At 63.3% G+C, this 16,104-nt stretch carries 14 protein-coding genes and 1 pseudogene; 7 read left to right on the top strand and 8 right to left on the bottom strand.

Annotation, left to right across the window (positions count from 1 at the left end):
• Positions 1 to 9: 9 nt before the first annotated feature.
• Complete coding sequence (locus GTP27_RS09360) at positions 10 to 567, bottom strand: methylamine utilization protein (protein WP_371865905.1); 558 nt, start codon at positions 565 to 567, stop codon at positions 10 to 12.
• A 283-nt stretch (positions 568 to 850) separates the two neighbouring features.
• Between GTP27_RS09360 and GTP27_RS09355 the strand changes: the two are divergent.
• A pseudogene (locus tag GTP27_RS09355) lies at positions 851 to 1,651 on the top strand (EAL domain-containing protein); the annotation flags it as partial.
• 59 nt (positions 1,652 to 1,710) lie between these two features.
• Here GTP27_RS09355 and GTP27_RS09350 read toward each other — a convergent pair.
• The 7 genes from GTP27_RS09350 to GTP27_RS09320 all read right to left on the bottom strand — a co-directional run bounded on the left by GTP27_RS09350 (position 1,711) and on the right by GTP27_RS09320 (position 8,651).
• On the bottom strand, positions 1,711 to 2,901 hold the full coding sequence (locus GTP27_RS09350) for a tetratricopeptide repeat protein (RefSeq protein WP_161038920.1): 1,191 nt from the start codon (positions 2,899 to 2,901) through the stop codon (positions 1,711 to 1,713).
• Between the two features lie 106 nt (positions 2,902 to 3,007).
• Positions 3,008 to 3,790 carry a metal ABC transporter permease gene (locus GTP27_RS09345; RefSeq protein WP_161038919.1) on the bottom strand — a complete coding sequence of 261 codons (783 nt, stop codon included), beginning with the start codon at positions 3,788 to 3,790 and terminating at the stop codon, positions 3,008 to 3,010.
• Positions 3,791 to 4,699 carry a metal ABC transporter substrate-binding protein gene (locus tag GTP27_RS09340; protein ID WP_202416656.1) on the bottom strand — a complete coding sequence of 303 codons (909 nt, stop codon included), beginning with the start codon at positions 4,697 to 4,699 and terminating at the stop codon, positions 3,791 to 3,793.
• Positions 4,700 to 4,708: 9 nt separating this feature from the next.
• Positions 4,709 to 6,208 (bottom strand): putative porin, encoded by a 1,500-nt coding sequence (locus GTP27_RS09335; RefSeq protein ID WP_161038918.1) that lies wholly within the window; start codon positions 6,206 to 6,208, stop codon positions 4,709 to 4,711.
• Between the two features lie 71 nt (positions 6,209 to 6,279).
• Positions 6,280 to 6,681, bottom strand: coding sequence for a hypothetical protein (locus GTP27_RS09330; protein ID WP_161038917.1), 402 nt, complete (start codon positions 6,679 to 6,681; stop codon positions 6,280 to 6,282).
• An 81-nt stretch (positions 6,682 to 6,762) separates the two neighbouring features.
• A complete protein-coding gene (locus tag GTP27_RS09325; RefSeq protein ID WP_161038916.1) occupies positions 6,763 to 7,392 on the bottom strand; it encodes a 3'-5' exonuclease in 630 nt (209 codons plus the stop codon).
• Between the two features lie 8 nt (positions 7,393 to 7,400).
• Positions 7,401 to 8,651, bottom strand: coding sequence for an Hsp70 family protein (locus GTP27_RS09320; RefSeq protein ID WP_161038915.1), 1,251 nt, complete (start codon positions 8,649 to 8,651; stop codon positions 7,401 to 7,403).
• Between the two features lie 207 nt (positions 8,652 to 8,858).
• Between GTP27_RS09320 and GTP27_RS09315 the strand changes: the two genes are divergently transcribed.
• The 6 genes from GTP27_RS09315 to GTP27_RS09290 all read left to right on the top strand — a co-directional run bounded on the left by GTP27_RS09315 (position 8,859) and on the right by GTP27_RS09290 (position 16,039).
• Complete coding sequence (locus GTP27_RS09315; RefSeq protein ID WP_161038914.1) at positions 8,859 to 9,980, top strand: LacI family DNA-binding transcriptional regulator; 1,122 nt, start codon at positions 8,859 to 8,861, stop codon at positions 9,978 to 9,980.
• A gap of 3 nt (positions 9,981 to 9,983) precedes the next feature.
• Complete coding sequence (locus GTP27_RS09310) at positions 9,984 to 12,155, top strand: UvrD-helicase domain-containing protein (protein WP_161038913.1); 2,172 nt, start codon at positions 9,984 to 9,986, stop codon at positions 12,153 to 12,155.
• Positions 12,156 to 12,283: 128 nt separating this feature from the next.
• Positions 12,284 to 12,817 carry a peptidoglycan-associated lipoprotein Pal gene (pal, locus tag GTP27_RS09305; protein WP_161038912.1) on the top strand — a complete coding sequence of 178 codons (534 nt, stop codon included), beginning with the start codon at positions 12,284 to 12,286 and terminating at the stop codon, positions 12,815 to 12,817.
• A 182-nt stretch (positions 12,818 to 12,999) separates the two neighbouring features.
• Complete coding sequence (locus GTP27_RS09300; protein WP_161038911.1) at positions 13,000 to 13,191, top strand: hypothetical protein; 192 nt, start codon at positions 13,000 to 13,002, stop codon at positions 13,189 to 13,191.
• A 154-nt stretch (positions 13,192 to 13,345) separates the two neighbouring features.
• Positions 13,346 to 13,687, top strand: a complete 342-nt coding sequence (locus GTP27_RS09295) for a DUF2946 family protein (protein WP_161038910.1) — start codon at positions 13,346 to 13,348, stop codon at positions 13,685 to 13,687.
• A gap of 69 nt (positions 13,688 to 13,756) precedes the next feature.
• Positions 13,757 to 16,039, top strand: coding sequence for a TonB-dependent receptor (locus GTP27_RS09290; protein WP_161038909.1), 2,283 nt, complete (start codon positions 13,757 to 13,759; stop codon positions 16,037 to 16,039).
• The last annotated feature ends 65 nt before the right edge of the window (positions 16,040 to 16,104 follow it).

Below are 16,104 nucleotides of genomic sequence, written 5' to 3'. Positions count from 1 at the left end.
GACCAGCCTTCACTGTACTGCGCCATCGTCGTTTGCCAGCGCCTTCAGGGCCAGTCTGAAACTGACGGCAGCCAAGGTGTCGCCCCCTTTAACGCTGATCTGCTGCTCGGCAGTGGTGCCGCCGGCCGCGTTGTAGTGCCAAGCGCGCACGGTGTAGCGCCCGCCTGCGGGCAATTCGATCTGGGCCATGCCGCTGCTATCGCTTTTGGCAAAATACGGCGTGTCGACTACTTTGACGTAAGCTACCATGCGGTCATGGATATTACAGCCCAGTACCACCGTACCGGCACGGTCGAACACCTGCGGCGCCGCGGCCTGGCCCGAGTACAGCTTCTGGTCGAATTTGTGTGCCGGCGAGAAGGAATAGATATGGTGGCGCACCCTGTCGTTATTCGGGAACACGATGGTGGTGCCGGTCTGTATCACGCTCACCAGCGGAATGAATTTGAGGCCCTTCTGCTCGATCTGCACCGGGGCAGCCGGACGCAGCCCGACAGGGCCCGATTCCGGCTCGGCATACACCACCACATCGGCTAGCGGCTTGCCGGCGCTATCCTGCGTCTGCACCTGCAAACCCGTAGCAGCTGCCTGTAGCGACCAGCCAGCAATGAGGCAACAACCTGTCCAACGGCAAACGACACGACGCATGAGCAATCCGGCTAGATAGGAAATAATTTAATACGACGATTGTAGCGTCCAGACGAGCGCAGACGTAAAAGATTTTTGTATCCGGCTGGAAAAAGTTGCTCAACGTCACGATGATGACACAAATCCCCCCTACCATCACTGTCTGTTGCCACCTCTTTCCCGACCCACTGTGACTCCGCACCGTAGCGCCCGTATCCACTATCTGCCCAGCCGAAGCGACGAGCAGGATCATCACCAGCGCCTCGAACTGCTGGAAATTCTGGCGCGACGCCAGCTGAGCGCGCTGTTCCAGCCCATCGTCGACCTGCGCAGCGGCGCCATTATTGCCTATGAAGGGCTGATCCGCGGGCCGTCCGACAGCCCGCTGCATGCGCCCCTGCAGCTGTTCAAAGTGGCGCGCGCCTGCGGCCTGAGCGTGGAAGTCGAGCATCTGTGCCGCCGCGTGGTGCTGGAACGCTATGCCGAACTGCAGCTGCCGGGCAAGCTGTTCCTCAACGTCAGCCCGGAAATGCTGCTGCAGCGCGACGCCCGCCATGGCGAAACGCTGGGCATCATCCAGCAACTGGGTATCGCGCCCGAGCAGGTGATTATCGAACTGACGGAAAACCAGCCCACCTACGACTATGCGGCCATGCGCGAAGCGGTGCGCCACTACCGCGCCATGGGCTTCCAGATTGCCATCGACGATCTGGGCGAAGGCTTTGCCAGCTTGCGGCTGTGGTCGGAACTGCGGCCCGAATTCGTCAAGATCGATATGCACTTCATACAGGGCATCCATCAGGACCCCGTCAAGCTGCAGTTTGTCCGCTCGATCCAGGGCATCGCCGAGAAATCGGCCACCCGCGTGATTGCCGAAGGCATAGAAACCTGCGATGAATTGCTGGCGCTGGGCGAAACCGGCGTGGCGTTCGGACAAGGCTATCATCTGGGCCGCCCTGCAGCGCAGCCGCTGCGTGCCATTCCGGCAGAAGTGCGGCGCCGGCTGGACCGCGCCCAGACGCCCGACTACCGTACCCGCAGCACGACCGTCATGCAGTATCACTGGCATCATTGCGCTGGTCGCTACGCGCTGGCCGGACTCCCCGTCGCCCTGAGTGCCTGACGGCGCGGCACTTTGCTGCGGCGGCAGCGCAGCCAGCCTGTTCCGGCCGTGCTGATGCGCCGCTCCTGCCGCGCCATGCCGTCAAGCCGCTGACGGGCCTGCAGTTGCCCCTGCCGGGCTGCACAGCGGTACCAGATGCGCGCCAGGGCCATGTTGCGCAGGCCGCCCAGTCCCTGCTCGTACATCAGGGCCAGATTGTACTGGGCCGCTGCCGAGCCCTGCTCCGCTGCCTGCAGATACAGCGTGCGCGCCTGCACCGGATCGGCTGCCACGCCACGCCCGCCCGCAACCATGCAGGCCAGATTGTATTGCGCCAGCATATGGCCGGCGCTGGCCGCATAGCGATACCAGACGCAGGCCTGGGCTTCATCCTGCGTGACACCTAGTCCCTGCGCCAGCATCAGCGCCAGATTGTACTGGGCATCCACATCATCCTGCGCGGCAGCGCGGCGCAGCCACGCACAGGCGCGGGGCAGGTCGATCGCCACGCCCTGGCCCTGCGCATAAGCGAGGCCCAGCATGCGCTCGGCCATGGCCAGCTGCTGTGCCGCTGCCTGGCGCCACCACGCCACGGCCTGCGCCGCATCGGCCTCGACAGTGCGGCCCTGCTGATACATCACGCCCAGATGCAGCTGGGCTCTGGCATCATTGCGCATGGCCGCCTTGCGCAGCCATGCCAGCGCCAGCAGATTGTCCTGGGCCACCCCTTCACCATACAGATAGGCGGCACCGAGCAGGCCCTGAGCGCGCGCACTGCCCTGTTCGGCTGCGCGGAAAAACCATGCCAGCGCCACTTCGGCATTGGCCAGCACGCCACGCCCGTTGCGGTACATCATGCCCAGATTCTGCTGTGCTGCCACTTCACCCTGCAGGGCCGCGGCGCGGAACCAGCGCACTGCCTGCTCGTCGCTCGCTGCCACGCCCTCGCCCGTGTACAGCATGACGCCCAGATGATTCTGCGCAAAGGCCAGCCCTTGCTGGGCGGAACGCTCCATCCAGTAATAGGCGCAGACGGGATCGGGTGCCAGCAGATCGCTGGCCCGGTACAGCAGCGCCAGATTGAACTGGGCATAAGGATCCCCCTGCTCGGCCGCGGCGCGGAACCATTCGTAGCTGCCGCTGTGATAGCGAGCCGGCTGGGGAGTCTTCATGGCATACCCTGGTCAAGTACTGCAAAAATCTTGACTAAAGTATAAAAGCGCGCGACCTGCCCCGTTTGACGACGCTCAATTCCGCCCAAGCAGCTAGCACACGCCCCTAGTGACGCGGCTGTACGCTGTGCGGCCCGGCTTTGGGGCCGCTAGCATAGGCCAGCGCCGCCAGCAGGGTCAGGCACCAGACGATGAGCGCACCGGAGGGCAGATCGAACATGGTGGATAGCACCAGCCCGCTGGCATAGCCGGCGGCGCCTATGGCATAGGCCAGCCACAGCCGTCTGGCTGGCGCATAGTGGCGCACCGCCAGTGCCGGTACGATCAGGCTGGTGAACACCAGATACACGCCCACCAGCTGCACCGAAGCAGTGACTGCCAGCGCAAACACCAGATAGAAACCCAGCCGGCTCAGACGTTCGCCCAGACGGAACAGCAAGGCGCAGATCACCAGCGTGCCGGCGGCAGGCAACAGCAGCTGCTCGTAGCGCACCCACAGAATCTGGCCTGCCAGTAAATCCTGCAGGTGTTCGCCGCCATGGGGGTTATGTGCCACCAGCAGCAGACCTGCCGTGGCAGCCAGAATGAACAGCACGCCGATCTGAGCTTCCTGCACTTCCGGCCAGCGCCGTTCCGTCCACGTCAGCAGCACGGCGCCCAGCACGGCTGCGGCCGCGGCGGCCGCCTGCACGGCCCAGCCATGGGGGTCCAGATCGGCCACACCGGCGATGATGACCCCCAGCGCAGCGATCTGGGCAATCGCCAGATCGATGAACACAATGCCGCGCCGCAGCACCTGCGCCCCCAGCGGCACATGGGTCAGCAGCACCAGCAGGCCGGCCAGCAAGGCCGGTACGATGATCATCAGATCGAGCGCTTCCGTATTCATTTATTTATTCGCTTCCAGTAGACGTTGTACCGTGCTGTCGAACAGGCCGAACAGATCCTTGCTATGCTCGTCGCCGCCCACCGAGAACGGCAGCACCACTGCAGGTATGTGGGCGTGTTCGCTCAGCCACTGCGAAGCACGGCCATCCTGATAGCCGGCGCGCAGCACCATGCGGGCCGGCGCGCGCTGCAGCTGGGCCAGCAGGCCGGACAGGTGGGCCGCGCTGGGTTCCACGCCCGGCTTGGGTTCCAGCGTGCCCACCTGATGCATGCCCAGCCAGTTCATCAGGTATTCCATGTTCTTGTGGTGCTCCACCACGGCCACGCCTTTCAGCCCGGCCGCCTGTTTCTCCCACTTCAGCATGGCGCTGTCCCAGCGCTGGGCAAAGTCTTTCTGCCGCGCTCCGTAATAGGCGGCATTGGCCGGGTCGAGCTCGGCCAGCCGCTTGCTCAGGGCCACGCTGACCAGCGCGATGTTGTGGGGATTCTGCTGGATGTGCGGATTGCCGGCCGCATGCACATCGCCGTCGCTACGGTCGACGCGCGCGGGCACATCGAGCCGCGGCACCAGTGCACCGGCCTCGAAATAGCCGGGCTGGCCCGGTGCAATCCGGCTATTGCCCGATTGCTGTACCAGCACGGGCAGCCAGCCCACTTCCAGTTCCAGTCCCGTGCATACCAGCAGCTGCGCATTGCGGGTGCGGGCGATCAGGCTGGGACGTGCTTCCACCCGGTGCGGGTCCTGCAGCGCCGTGGTGGCGCTGCTCACCTTCACCTTGTCGCCGCCCAGTTCCGTGGTCAGCGCTTCCCATTCCGGCTCGCAGGCCAGTACATTGATGGCCGCATGGGCCGGTGCCATCACCAGCGCAGCCAGCAGGGCCAGCCAGCTTGCTTTAGTCGTCAGTTGCATATCCGCTCCTTAGAAGGCGTGGGCCGCGTGCGTGCCCAGACTCATGATGTATTGAAGGAAAATCTGGTGATCGGTAACGCCGGCGCGCGCCTGTTCCCGTGCCAGCTGCAGGCGCAGACGGGAGAATTCGGACGGGCTGTAATCGAGCATGATGCTGCTGCGGCGCGGACGGAAAGCTTCCAGCACGGGCAGCTTGTCCCAGCCCAGTGCGCCGCTATCGATCAGGCCGTAGCGGGGGGCGCCGCTGTCGAGACGCTCATAGCGCAGGCCGGCGCGCCAGTTCGGCATGAACTGGTACACGCTCTGCAGATACCAGCCCGACTGCACGCTGCGGTAGGCCGCGCTGGCGCTGGCATCCGTACCATGGGCGTAATCGAGCGCGCCATCTTCGCTGCGGCGGAAGTACTCGCCCTGCAGCTTGAAATTGGTGCTGACAGAATTCCCGTCCGGCGCCCATTTCAGGATGGCATCCGCAATCCACAGACGCGCACGGCCACTGAAAGCATGCTCCAGCCCGCCGTCGCTGAAAGTCCGCTGCTCGGCCGCCGTGCGCAGATACGACAGACCGGCGCGGTAGCTGGCCGAGCTGCCGATATCATCGCCCAGATGGGCAAACGCGGCATAGGCACCGGCGCCGTTACGATTGCGCTCGTTGCCGGGGAAGGCGGCGCCGTTGCCCGCTTCGAAACCCAGCTCCAGATACTGGTCCAGCGGTGCCAGCCAGGTCCCCTGCACGCCGTCGGTCTTGTACTGGCCGCCGAGGAAAGCCTGATAGGCCAGCGGCGCATCGATGAAGTCCCAGGTGTGGGCATGCTGGCCGTTCAGATAGCCTATGCCGGACAGCATGCGGCCCGCCTTCAGGTTCAGGCCATTTTCCAGCGCCCGCGTGCGCACGAAGGCTTCTTCCACGCTCGCTTCATTCGCGCCGCTCAGGGCAAAAGTCAGCTGGCCCGCGAAGTGGGGATCGATATTGGCCGCCAGCGTCAGCTCGGATTCGCCCAGATTGAAGCTGCGCTTGCCCGGTCCGGTTTCGCCGCCACTAGGAATAAAGCCTTGCAGCATATATTGCTGCGGGTCCTGACGCAGATTCTGCCAGCTGCCGCCCAGTATCATCGAAATATTGGGGTTGTACAGATTGGCCTGTGTGCCTGCCGGCGCAGCAGCGGGTGCGGCGGCGACAGATGGCTCAGATGCCGCAGCGGCAACAACGGCCGCACTCGCTCCGGCACTGCCATCCTGAGCGGAGGGACTGGCCGCCGCTGCGCCGGCCAGCTGGCTGTCGCCCCGCGCCGGCACTGCGGCCTCGGCTTGTTGCAAACGGGTCTCCAGCGCTTGCAGACGGCTTTCGTAAGCCTGTTTCATGGCGCTGATTTCGGCGCGCAAAGCGGCCAGTTCGGCGGCGGCCGGAGCGCTTGCGGCGCTTGCCGGATTCTTTTGAGCAGCGGCATAGGCATGTGGCGCTGCAAGGGCGGCGCTCAGAGCGGCCGCCAGCATGCGGTTCTGTTTCATATTGTGTCCTGTGAAAATCGATAGAGCACGCCGTCACGCCGCAACACGCGGCATGGCAGAGTGAGGCAGCATCAGCAGGACAGAACAGGCGGCGCGCGTGTGAGGTAGGCAGTTACCGGACCGGCAGTCCGCATGGCCAGCGGCGCCGAGGCAGCGACCACGGCGACGCCGTCGAGCAGAGGGAAGGAATGGAAACGGGTATCGACCGCCGCGGTAAACTGGGCTACGGCCAGACACTGGGCGCAACTATGATCGAAGCCCAGCTTGGTGATGCCGCTCAGGTCGGCATCATGTGCGGCATCGGGGCCGGCGCTGTTCTGCCAGTCTGCCACACCACTGTCATCTTCTATGAGTGCTGCAACGGCCTTGGCAGCATCTGTGGCTGCCGCCAGCTCGGCGCTAGCGGCCGCGTGGGTCAGCGCGTGCGCGTACCCCATCTGCTGGGAAAACACCAGCAGAAGCGACAACAGCATACGGAATAGTAGGCGGCGCACGTGCACAAAAAGACAATATTAATGACTACGACACGCATATTGTAATGCTAGTCCTGCCGTTTAGCGCAGTTTTTGTCCATTCTGGCCGGAAAGAAATTGCGCCACCTTGGCGGCAGCCAGCTGGTTCACCGCCACCAGCAGTTCTGGCGCCACCTGCTCCCAGCCATAGCGCTGCGCCACATCCTGCCCCATGCGCAGCAGCACGGCGGACGCCACTTCGGCGTCGGCTTCGGCGCGGTGGGCGGCACTGGCGAAGCGGATACCGAGCTGGCGCGACAGGTCGCCAAGACGGTAGCTGGCCATGCCCGGATACACGCGGCGCGCCAGTTTCAAGGAGCACAGCAGCGCCGGATAGGCGGGCGTCAGGCCCAGTGCGGCAGCTTCCGCGCGCAGGAACTTATCGTCGAACGAGGCATTGTGGGCCGCCAGCGTGTCGCCGCCGATGAAGTCCAGCAGTTGCGGCATCACCTGTGCTACCGGCGGCGCAGTATCTACCATGGCCTGGGTAATCCCCGTCAGGCCGGTAATGAAAGCCGGTATGCGCACACCGCAATTAACCAGCGAAACAAAGCGCTCGACGATGCGGCCCTCGCGCAGCCTGAGTGCCGCCACTTCGGTAATCCGGTCGCCATTGGCGGGCGACAGGCCGGTGGTTTCAAAGTCCAGCATGACCAGCGATTGTCCCAGCATTACAGCTCCTAACCGAATTTACGCGCTGCATCGAGCGCCAGACCGGCGCCGATGCTGCCAAACAGATCGCCTTCGACGCGGCGCGCCGTCGGCACTAGTGCCGCGATCCGTTCGCGCAGCAGACGCACGCCGCTGGAACCACCCGTAAAGAAGACGGTATCGACGGCACTGGCAGCCACACCGGCATCGCGCAGCAGCGCCTGCACGGTCTGTTCCACCGAACTGACCAGCTGCTCCGAGGCGGCGTCGAACTGGGCGCGGGTAATTTCCAGCGTCACCGGCGGCGCCAAGCGATCGAGCTCCATGACGGCCTGTTCGGCATCGGACAGGGCAATCTTGCCCTGCTCTACCTGCATGGCCAGCCAGTGACCGGAGCGGTCTTCGATCAGATTCTGCAGACGGCCCAGCTTGTCCTGCTCGGCGGCGTCGCGCAGCAGATCGGCCAGCTGCACCGAGGCTTTCTTGGTATAAGCCTGATTAATCGTATGCCAGGTGGCCAGATTGAAGTAGTAGCTGGACGGCACTTCGCTATTGTTGCGCAGGCGGCTGCCATAGCCGAGCAAAGGCATGACGCTGGCCAGCGACAGGTATTTATCGAAATCGGTACCGCCGATGTGCACGCCGCCATTGGCCAGAATATCCTCGCGCCGCTCCACTTTGGTGGCGCGCTGGGGCGACAGGCGCAGCAGCGAAAAGTCCGAGGTACCGCCGCCGATGTCGGCGATTAGCACCAGCTCTTCGCGGCTGATCTGCGACTCGTAGTCGAAGGCGGCGGCAATCGGCTCGAACTGGAAGGCCACCTCCTTGTAGCCCACCGAACGGGCAATCTGCTCCAGCGTATCCTGCGCCAGCTGGTCGTGGGCGGCGTTATCGTCGATAAAATGCACGGGACGGCCAAACACGGCCGAAGTAAACTCGCGCCCAGCAGCCTGTTCGGCGCGGTGCTTGAGTTCGCCGATGAATTGCGCCAGCAGTGTGCGGAACGGCAGCGCGCGGCCGGCGACTTCGGTCTGGCCGTCCATCAGGCTGGTACCGAGCAGGCTCTTCATGGAGCGCATCAGCCGGCCTTCGTAACCGGCCAGATAGTCGGCCAGCGCAGCACGGCCGTAGCGCACCACCTCGTCGTCGGCATTGAAGAACACTACCGATGGCAGGGTTAGCTTGCCATCTTCCAGTCCCAGCATCACCGGCTGGCCCGGATTCACCCAGCCTACTGTCGAATTGGAAGTGCCAAAATCGACACCGCATGCAATGGCCATGAGCACCCTTGTACAGAATAAAGGGGCGTAATCTTAGCAGAATTGGCCGCAAGCCTCGTAAAAATCTCTACTTGGACGGGAAATTCGCCAGACTGCCACAGGGCTAGCATACTTTCTCAACGGCAAGCGATTATTATTGCCCTTCGGTAATTTATTGGTTATGCTGACCAGTATTGCCGTTGAGAGCAAATACAACAGTCCGAGACAATGACCCCACCGAAGCGCCCCATCGAAGCCTGCGCCGCCAGCCAGCTGGCCGAACTCGCTGCGCAGTCACGCCGCGTCACCTCCTACGACGTGGCGCTGGTAGCGGGCGTGTCGCAATCGGCAGTGTCGCGCTGTTTCAAACCCGGCGCCAGCGTTTCCAAATCGACTTTTGCGCGGGTGATGAAGGCAGCCGCCCTGCTCGACTACGTTCCCAATGCGGCGGCACGCAGCCTGATTACGCGCCGTACCAATATGGTGGCGGTACTGATTACCAACCGCGCCAATCTGTACTACCCTGAACTGCTGTCCGAACTGAGCCAGCAGCTCACCCCGCACGGCAAGCGCGTGCTGCTATTCCCCCTGTCCGGCGAAGCCGAAGCGGCCCGCGTGCTGGGTGACCTCTGGCAGTTCCAGGTCGACGGCGTGATTGCTGCCGCCCACCTGCCGGCTACCGCCGTGGCAGAATTCCGCCGCCACCGCGTCCCGCTGGTGGTGTTCAACCGCCTGCTCGATGATCCTGCCGTGCACACCGTCAGTTGCGATCACCGCGCGGCCGGACGCATGCTGGCGGCCCGGCTGGCCGCCGCCGGCCACCGCCACTTCGGCATCATCACCGGCAGCAAGGATTCGGTGGTGGCCGTGGCGCGCCAGCAGGGCGTAGCCGAACAGCTGGCCGAACTGGGACTGCCGGCACCGCTAGTGGTAACGGGCGAATTCGATTACCACAGCGGCGCTAGCGGGCTGAAGACCCTGATCGCCCGCCATGGCGGCATACCCGATGCCATCATCTGCGCTAGCGATGTGCTGGCCATCGGCTGCCTGGACTGTGCGCGCCACGAACTCGGTATCGATGTGCCGGGCCAGCTATCGGTGGCCGGACTGGATGCGGTGGAACCATCCAACTGGCTCAGCTACAACCTGACCACCCTGCGCCAGCCCATGGCAGGTATGGCAGCGGCCGCAGCGCAGCAGGTTTGCCAGCTGATCGAGCGGCCCGACCTGGGCGCCACACGCCAGCTGTTCGAGGCCCAGTTCATCGAAGGCGCCACCGCCCGCCTGCTGCCGGCCGGCGCCGCAATGGGTCAGCCTTTCAGTCTGGCGCCGGCGCTGGCTATAATGTAGCGGATGAACGCTGCCCAACCGCCCCGCACTGCCCGCTTTATACCCCGTGGCCTGACCCCGACCGCCGAACAGCTGGCCATACAGCTAGCCCAGCACAAAACCGTGCTGATCGATGCCAATGCCGGTGCTGCCAAGACCACTACGCTGGCCCTGCGCATAGGCGAAGCGCTGGCGCGCAATCTGGCGCCGGAACAGATACTGGCGCTGACCTTCACCCCCGAAGCGCGCGACGTGCTGGCGGCCCGGCTGCTACAGCTAGGCGTTGCGCCGGCGCTGGTCCAGCGCCTGCATATCCTCACTTTTGAAGACTTTGCACGCTGGCAGCTCGATACCATCGACGGCGATGGCGTGCGCCAGTGCGACGATGCACGCCTGCTCAAGCCCTATGCCCTGCAGGCCATGGACCGGGTGGGCGCACGCTACGCAGGCCGGCTGGAACAGCTGGACTTGCAGACCCATAGCGTGGCGCTGGCCCATTTCCTCGAAGTGCAATGCCAGCTCAAGGCCAGCATGGCGCTGGAACAGGATGTGGAATTCATGGATCTGGACGAGATCTCGACCTTGCTGGGCGTGCCTGTCACCGATTATCTGACCACCATAGAATATGAAACGCTGCGCCTCGATGGCGGCGCCGGTGCCGTGTTCCGCGGCCCGCTCGACGCCAGCTACGACCTGGCCTGCAATCTGCTGGGCGGCGCCGGGCTCGCAGCCCAGCTGCCCGATTACCGGCTGGTGCTGTGCGACGAACTGCACGATCTGAATGAAGCGGCGTTCCGCCTACTCGATACCCTGATCAGCCGTCCGGCCTGCTTTTTTGTCGGCGCCGGCGACCGCGATCAGGTCATCTACGGCAAGCTGGGCGCCCATGACAGCTATCTGCGCGAACGCTTCAGCACGCGCTACCCTAAGCTGCAGCGCCTGCCTCTCACCTACAGCTTCCGCCACGGCCCCCACCTGGCCCACGCCATGGGCCGCTTCAAGCAGAAGCCAGTGGAATCGGCGCTGGACCTGCATACGGAAATCCGGCAGCCCCACTACCGCGATAGCGACGAATGCGCGCAGCAGGTCATCGCGGCTTTGCGCCAGTGGCAGCAGGACGGCCATGCGCTCGATCAGTGCGCCATTCTGCTGCGCGAACGGCACCAGTCGATCGCGCTGGAGAATGCACTGATCGATGCTGCCATTCCCTACCGCACGCCAGCCATGGCCGGCTATCTGCAGCGCGACGAGATCCTGTTCCTGCGCGGGCTGCTGGCCATTGCGCTGCAGGATTTCGCTGCCATCAAACCGGCCCAGCTGCGCGCTGCCGTGGTCGATGCACTGGTGGCCTATAGCGAAATGGGCTTCGGCGCGGGTCAGATCGACCATTTCAAGGCGCAGATAGCCAAAGAACCTAGCCTGCTGGGCGAACTGTATCTGATCGAGCCGGCGCAGCGCGACGGCGTGGCGGACGACTATCGCAGCGTGGCCGCCAGCGCCACCCGCCGCGGCGTGATCGATGCGCTGGCATGGCTGGGCACGCAAGACCGCCAGCGACCTGCCAGCGAGGTACTGCGCGAACTGTGCGAACGGGTGCAACTGGTGCGCACGGCACGCCGCATCTTTGTGCGTCCCTATGCCGCCGAAGTGGTCGAGCGCTCGGTGCAGGCACTGCTGCACATGGCAGAACGATCAGGCCTGGGCCTGCTGGACTTCTGGCAGGCGCTCAATCAGCGCGAAGCGGCCAGCCTGTCGCGCCGCAGCCCCAAGGCAGTCCTGGTCGAATGCGCGGCGCAAGCCAAGGGCAAGGAATTCGGCCACGTCATCCTGCCCTATCTGCAGGCTGACGAATTCCCCCACCCGCGCCAGCCCCGTGGCGATGAAGAGAACCTGTTCTATGTGGCGGCCACCCGCACGCGCCAGCGCCTGACCCTGATTTCCCCGATGGAAACTTTACAGCGCAGCTGTTTTATATCAAAAATGCAACTTCCGGAAACTTCCGTCACGGCCGATGCTGCACTGCTGCGCCGGCAAACGCAGGCGCCCGCCGCCACCGGCCGCACCTACCTGACGGCCAGTTTCCACGAAAAGGATCAGGTCAAGGCGCTGGGCGCCCAATTCGACATGGCCAGAAGGTCCTGGTACGTCGAATCCGGACGCGATCTCGCTCCTTTTGCCAGTTGGATAAAAAAATAATGCATAAAATCATGCACCGCGCCAATTTTTCTGAGGGAAACCCTTATATAATGCTGGATGCGGCTGGTGTAAGAGCCTCACACCCCATGCATGTCCAAGAAAACAGTAACCCATTCAGGAGTATTTCCATGAAAGCACAACAAAAAATCTTGCTGGCTACCTGCGCGCTGGCTGTACTGAGCGCTTGCAGCACCCCTGCACCTGTCGCTGTGGCACCAGCCCCGGCACCTGAGCCAGTCAAAGCTGCTCCAGCACCTGCACCAGCACCAGTCGCTGCTCCAGTACCAGTGTCGGTTCCAGCCTACCTGGATCCAAACAGCTCGATCTACAAAAACCGTAGCGTCTATTTCGACTTCGACAAATACAACGTCAAGCCAGAATTCGAAGCGCTGGTTGCTGACCATGGCAAATTCCTGTCGGCCAACCCTAACGTTGCGATCAAAATCGAAGGTAACACCGACGAACGCGGCGGCGCCGAGTACAACCTGGCACTGGGCCAGAAACGTGCACAAGCTGTTGTGACGGCACTGAAAGTGTACGGCGTTAAAGACAGCCAGATGGAAGCCATCAGCTACGGTAAAGAAAAACCAAAAGCGACCGGTAAGGACGAGGCTTCGTACTCGCAGAACCGTCGTGCTGACATCGTCTACCCAAGCAAGTAATTTCTGCTGAAGTAACGCCGTCTGAAACGCCCGGCCAGCCACTGGCCGGGCGTTTTTCATTGGGCCGCAGCCGGGCGCGGTAGCGGCCGGAAAAGTTGCTTCCTAAGTGAAGGCGCGCACATACAGCCACTGCCGTAGGGAGCAAAATAGGCCTGTCCTGCCTTTCAGTTCCGTCAGCCGCCATGATCTGCCTGCAATCCGCGCAATATGCCCTGCAACGCCAGCAAATGGCTGTGCAGCGCATCCTTTATGCCCGCGATGCGGAAGAATCGGCACTGGCCGAACGCTGGGCCCGCGCGTGGCACCGTCTGGTCCAGCAGCAACTGGCACACGCCCGCAGCCAGCCTCCCGCCCGCCCCCGCCACCTGCACTAGGCCGCTGCTGCCTGTGCTACCTATGCCGCCTTGGCTGCCCAGCAGGGCACGCCAAAGTTACTTCTAAAATTTAACAAATATCATCGTTTTTTCAGGGTCTTGCAGATTTGACTGTAAGCAACAGGGAATCACTGGTTATAATCGCTGCATGTTTATGACTGCACAACGCCGAACGCTGTATTTGTGGATAGCCCTGCTGGCCATCCTGTTCGGCACCGTTGCGCCCACCGTCAGCCGCACGCTGGCGGCCGACCTACAGTTTGCCGCCGGCAGCATCTGCGTCACCGATGGCAGCGGCAAAGCACCGGCCGGCGATCTTGCCGCCTGTGCCTACTGCCTGCCGCACGGCGGCAGCCATGCGCTGCTGCCGGATGCTGGGTTCGGCATCGCCGTCATCGGCGGCCACGACCTCTACCACGCCCAGACCACGCTGGCACCCGTGCCGCACCTGTCCTGGCAGCACGGTCTGGCACGCGGGCCGCCCGTACTTTCCTGATCGTCCTACAGCACCAGTCCACGACCGCAGCAGTGCGGAGGACTGCTCACACACCCATCAGGAAGTACTATGAATACCTTACGCACGCCTCTGGCGCTGGCATTGCTGGCCGCCTTCAGTCTATACAACCAACTCGCCAGCGCACAGGACGCTCCTCTGCGCCAGATCGGCACCGTCATCATCGAAGGCAGCCGCCCCACTTCGCTGCCGACCCAGATACCCACGACCTTCGAAGGCATTTCCCACGCCGATATCGAACGCTGCATCAACGCCACCGATGCCGAAGATGCGCTGAAATACATGCCCAGCCTGCTGGTGCGCAAGCGCTACATCGGCGACTACAACCACGCCGTGCTGTCCACCCGTGCTTCCGGCACCGGCAACAGCGCCCGTTCCATGGTGTATAGCGATGGCATCCTGCTGTCCAACTACCTCGGCAACGGCGCCACGTTTGCGCCGCGCTGGGGCATGGTGTCGCCCGAACTGATCGAACGGGTGGACGTGCTGTACGGCCCGTTCTCGGCGGCCTATGGCGGCAACTCGGTGGGCGCCGTGGTGGACTACGTCACCCGCATGCCCACCCAGTTGGAAGTACATGCCAAGCTGACGGCCACCCACCAGCCCTTCCGCATGTATCACTCGGACGGCGCGTATCAGGGCAAGCTAGGCAGCATCACCGTTGGCGACCGTAGCGGCAACTGGGCCTGGCTGGTGGACTACAGCCATACCGATAGCGATGGCCAGCCGCTGACCTTCCCTAACAAAGCCATCAGCAGCACAGCCGCCGCCCAGGGCGCGACGGTGGTGACGGGCGCGATACCCGGCTACGACCGCGCCAACAAACCATGGCTGCTGCTGGGCACCGCCACCCAGTACCACACGCTGCAGGATCAGTTCAAAGCCAAGCTGGCCTATGATTTCAGCCCCACGCTGCGCGCCAGCTACACTTTCGGCCTGTGGCATAACGACTCCAAAGGCCGTCCCGATAGCTATCTGCGCGACAGCAGCGGCCAGCCCGTCTACAGCGGCAATGTCAGCATAGCCGGCAAGGCCTACAGCATCAGCAACACCGACTTCAATATGTCGAATGAATCGCTGCAGCACATCATGCATGGCCTGTCGCTGAAATCGCATGGCAAAGGGGAATTTACCTGGGAACTGGCCGCCAGCCTGTACGACTACGACAAGGACCAGCTGCGCGCGCCGACTGCGCTGGCCTATCCGGCCGCGCTTAACGGCGGCGCGGGCCGCATGGTCAGCCAGGATGGCACCGGCTGGAATACGCTCGCGGCCAAGGGCACCTGGCGCGCCGGCCACTTCCATGTGGTGGACTTCGGCTACCAGCGCGAAGCCTACAAGCTGGCCACTATCGAAAATGCCACCAGCGACTGGATCAACGGCGCTGCCGGCGCCCGCAATTCCGCCTTCGCCGGCAAAACCGAAACCAACAGCCTGTACGCACAGGACAGCTGGAAGTTTGCCACCGACTGGAAGACCGTGCTGGGCCTGCGCTACGAACACTGGAATGCGCACGACGGCGCAACATCGAGCGCCAGCAAGACGGCCTACCATGCCGAACGCAGCGAGAACTATCTGTCGCCCAAATTCGCCCTGGCCTATCAGGCCACGCAGGACTGGGTGATCAAGGCGTCGCTGGGCCGCGCGGTGCGCATGCCGACCGTGTCGGAACTGTATCAGGGCGGCGTCAATGCTTCAGGTCAGCTGATCAACAACGATCCCGCTCTGAAGGCGGAAAAATCGTACACGGGCGAGCTGACGGCCGACCGCAAACTGGAAGATGGCTGGCTGCGCCTGACGGCGTTCGGCGAACGCACGCGCGACTCGCTGTATTCGCAGGTCAATGTGCTGGCCGGTTCTACCGTCAGCACCATCCAGAACGTGGACCGCATCCACACCAAAGGTCTGGAACTGTCCTACACGCAGGATAACGTCTGGCGTCAGGGCCTGAACCTGAACGGCAGCGTCACGTGGACGGATTCCCGCATCGTCAGCAACGACAAATTCCCGGCCAGCGTGGGCAAATGGCAGCCGCGCATTCCGGAATGGCGTGCCACCGCAGTGGTCAGCTATGACTTCACCGACAAGCTCTCGGTCAGCTACGCCGCACGCTACAGCGGCCGCCAGTTCTCCACGCTCGATAACAGCGATCCGAACGGCTACGCCTACATGGGGGCCAGCAAGTACTTCACCACCGATCTGCGCGCACGCTATCGCATCGACCAGCGCTGGAGTGCCGCCGTGGGCGTGGACAATCTGAACAACTACCAGTACTGGAACTTCCACCCCTATCCGCAGCGCACCTTCATCGCCGAACTGCGCTACGACCTGTAAAACAATAGGCGCAAACAGCGCAAACAGCGGACACGTTCATCACGTGTCCGCTTTTACTTTGGGGC

This window comes from Duganella qianjiadongensis (assembly GCF_009857915.1).
Taxonomy (GTDB): domain Bacteria; phylum Pseudomonadota; class Gammaproteobacteria; order Burkholderiales; family Burkholderiaceae_D; genus Rugamonas; species Rugamonas qianjiadongensis.
This window is presented reverse-complemented; position numbering and strand designations above follow the sequence as displayed.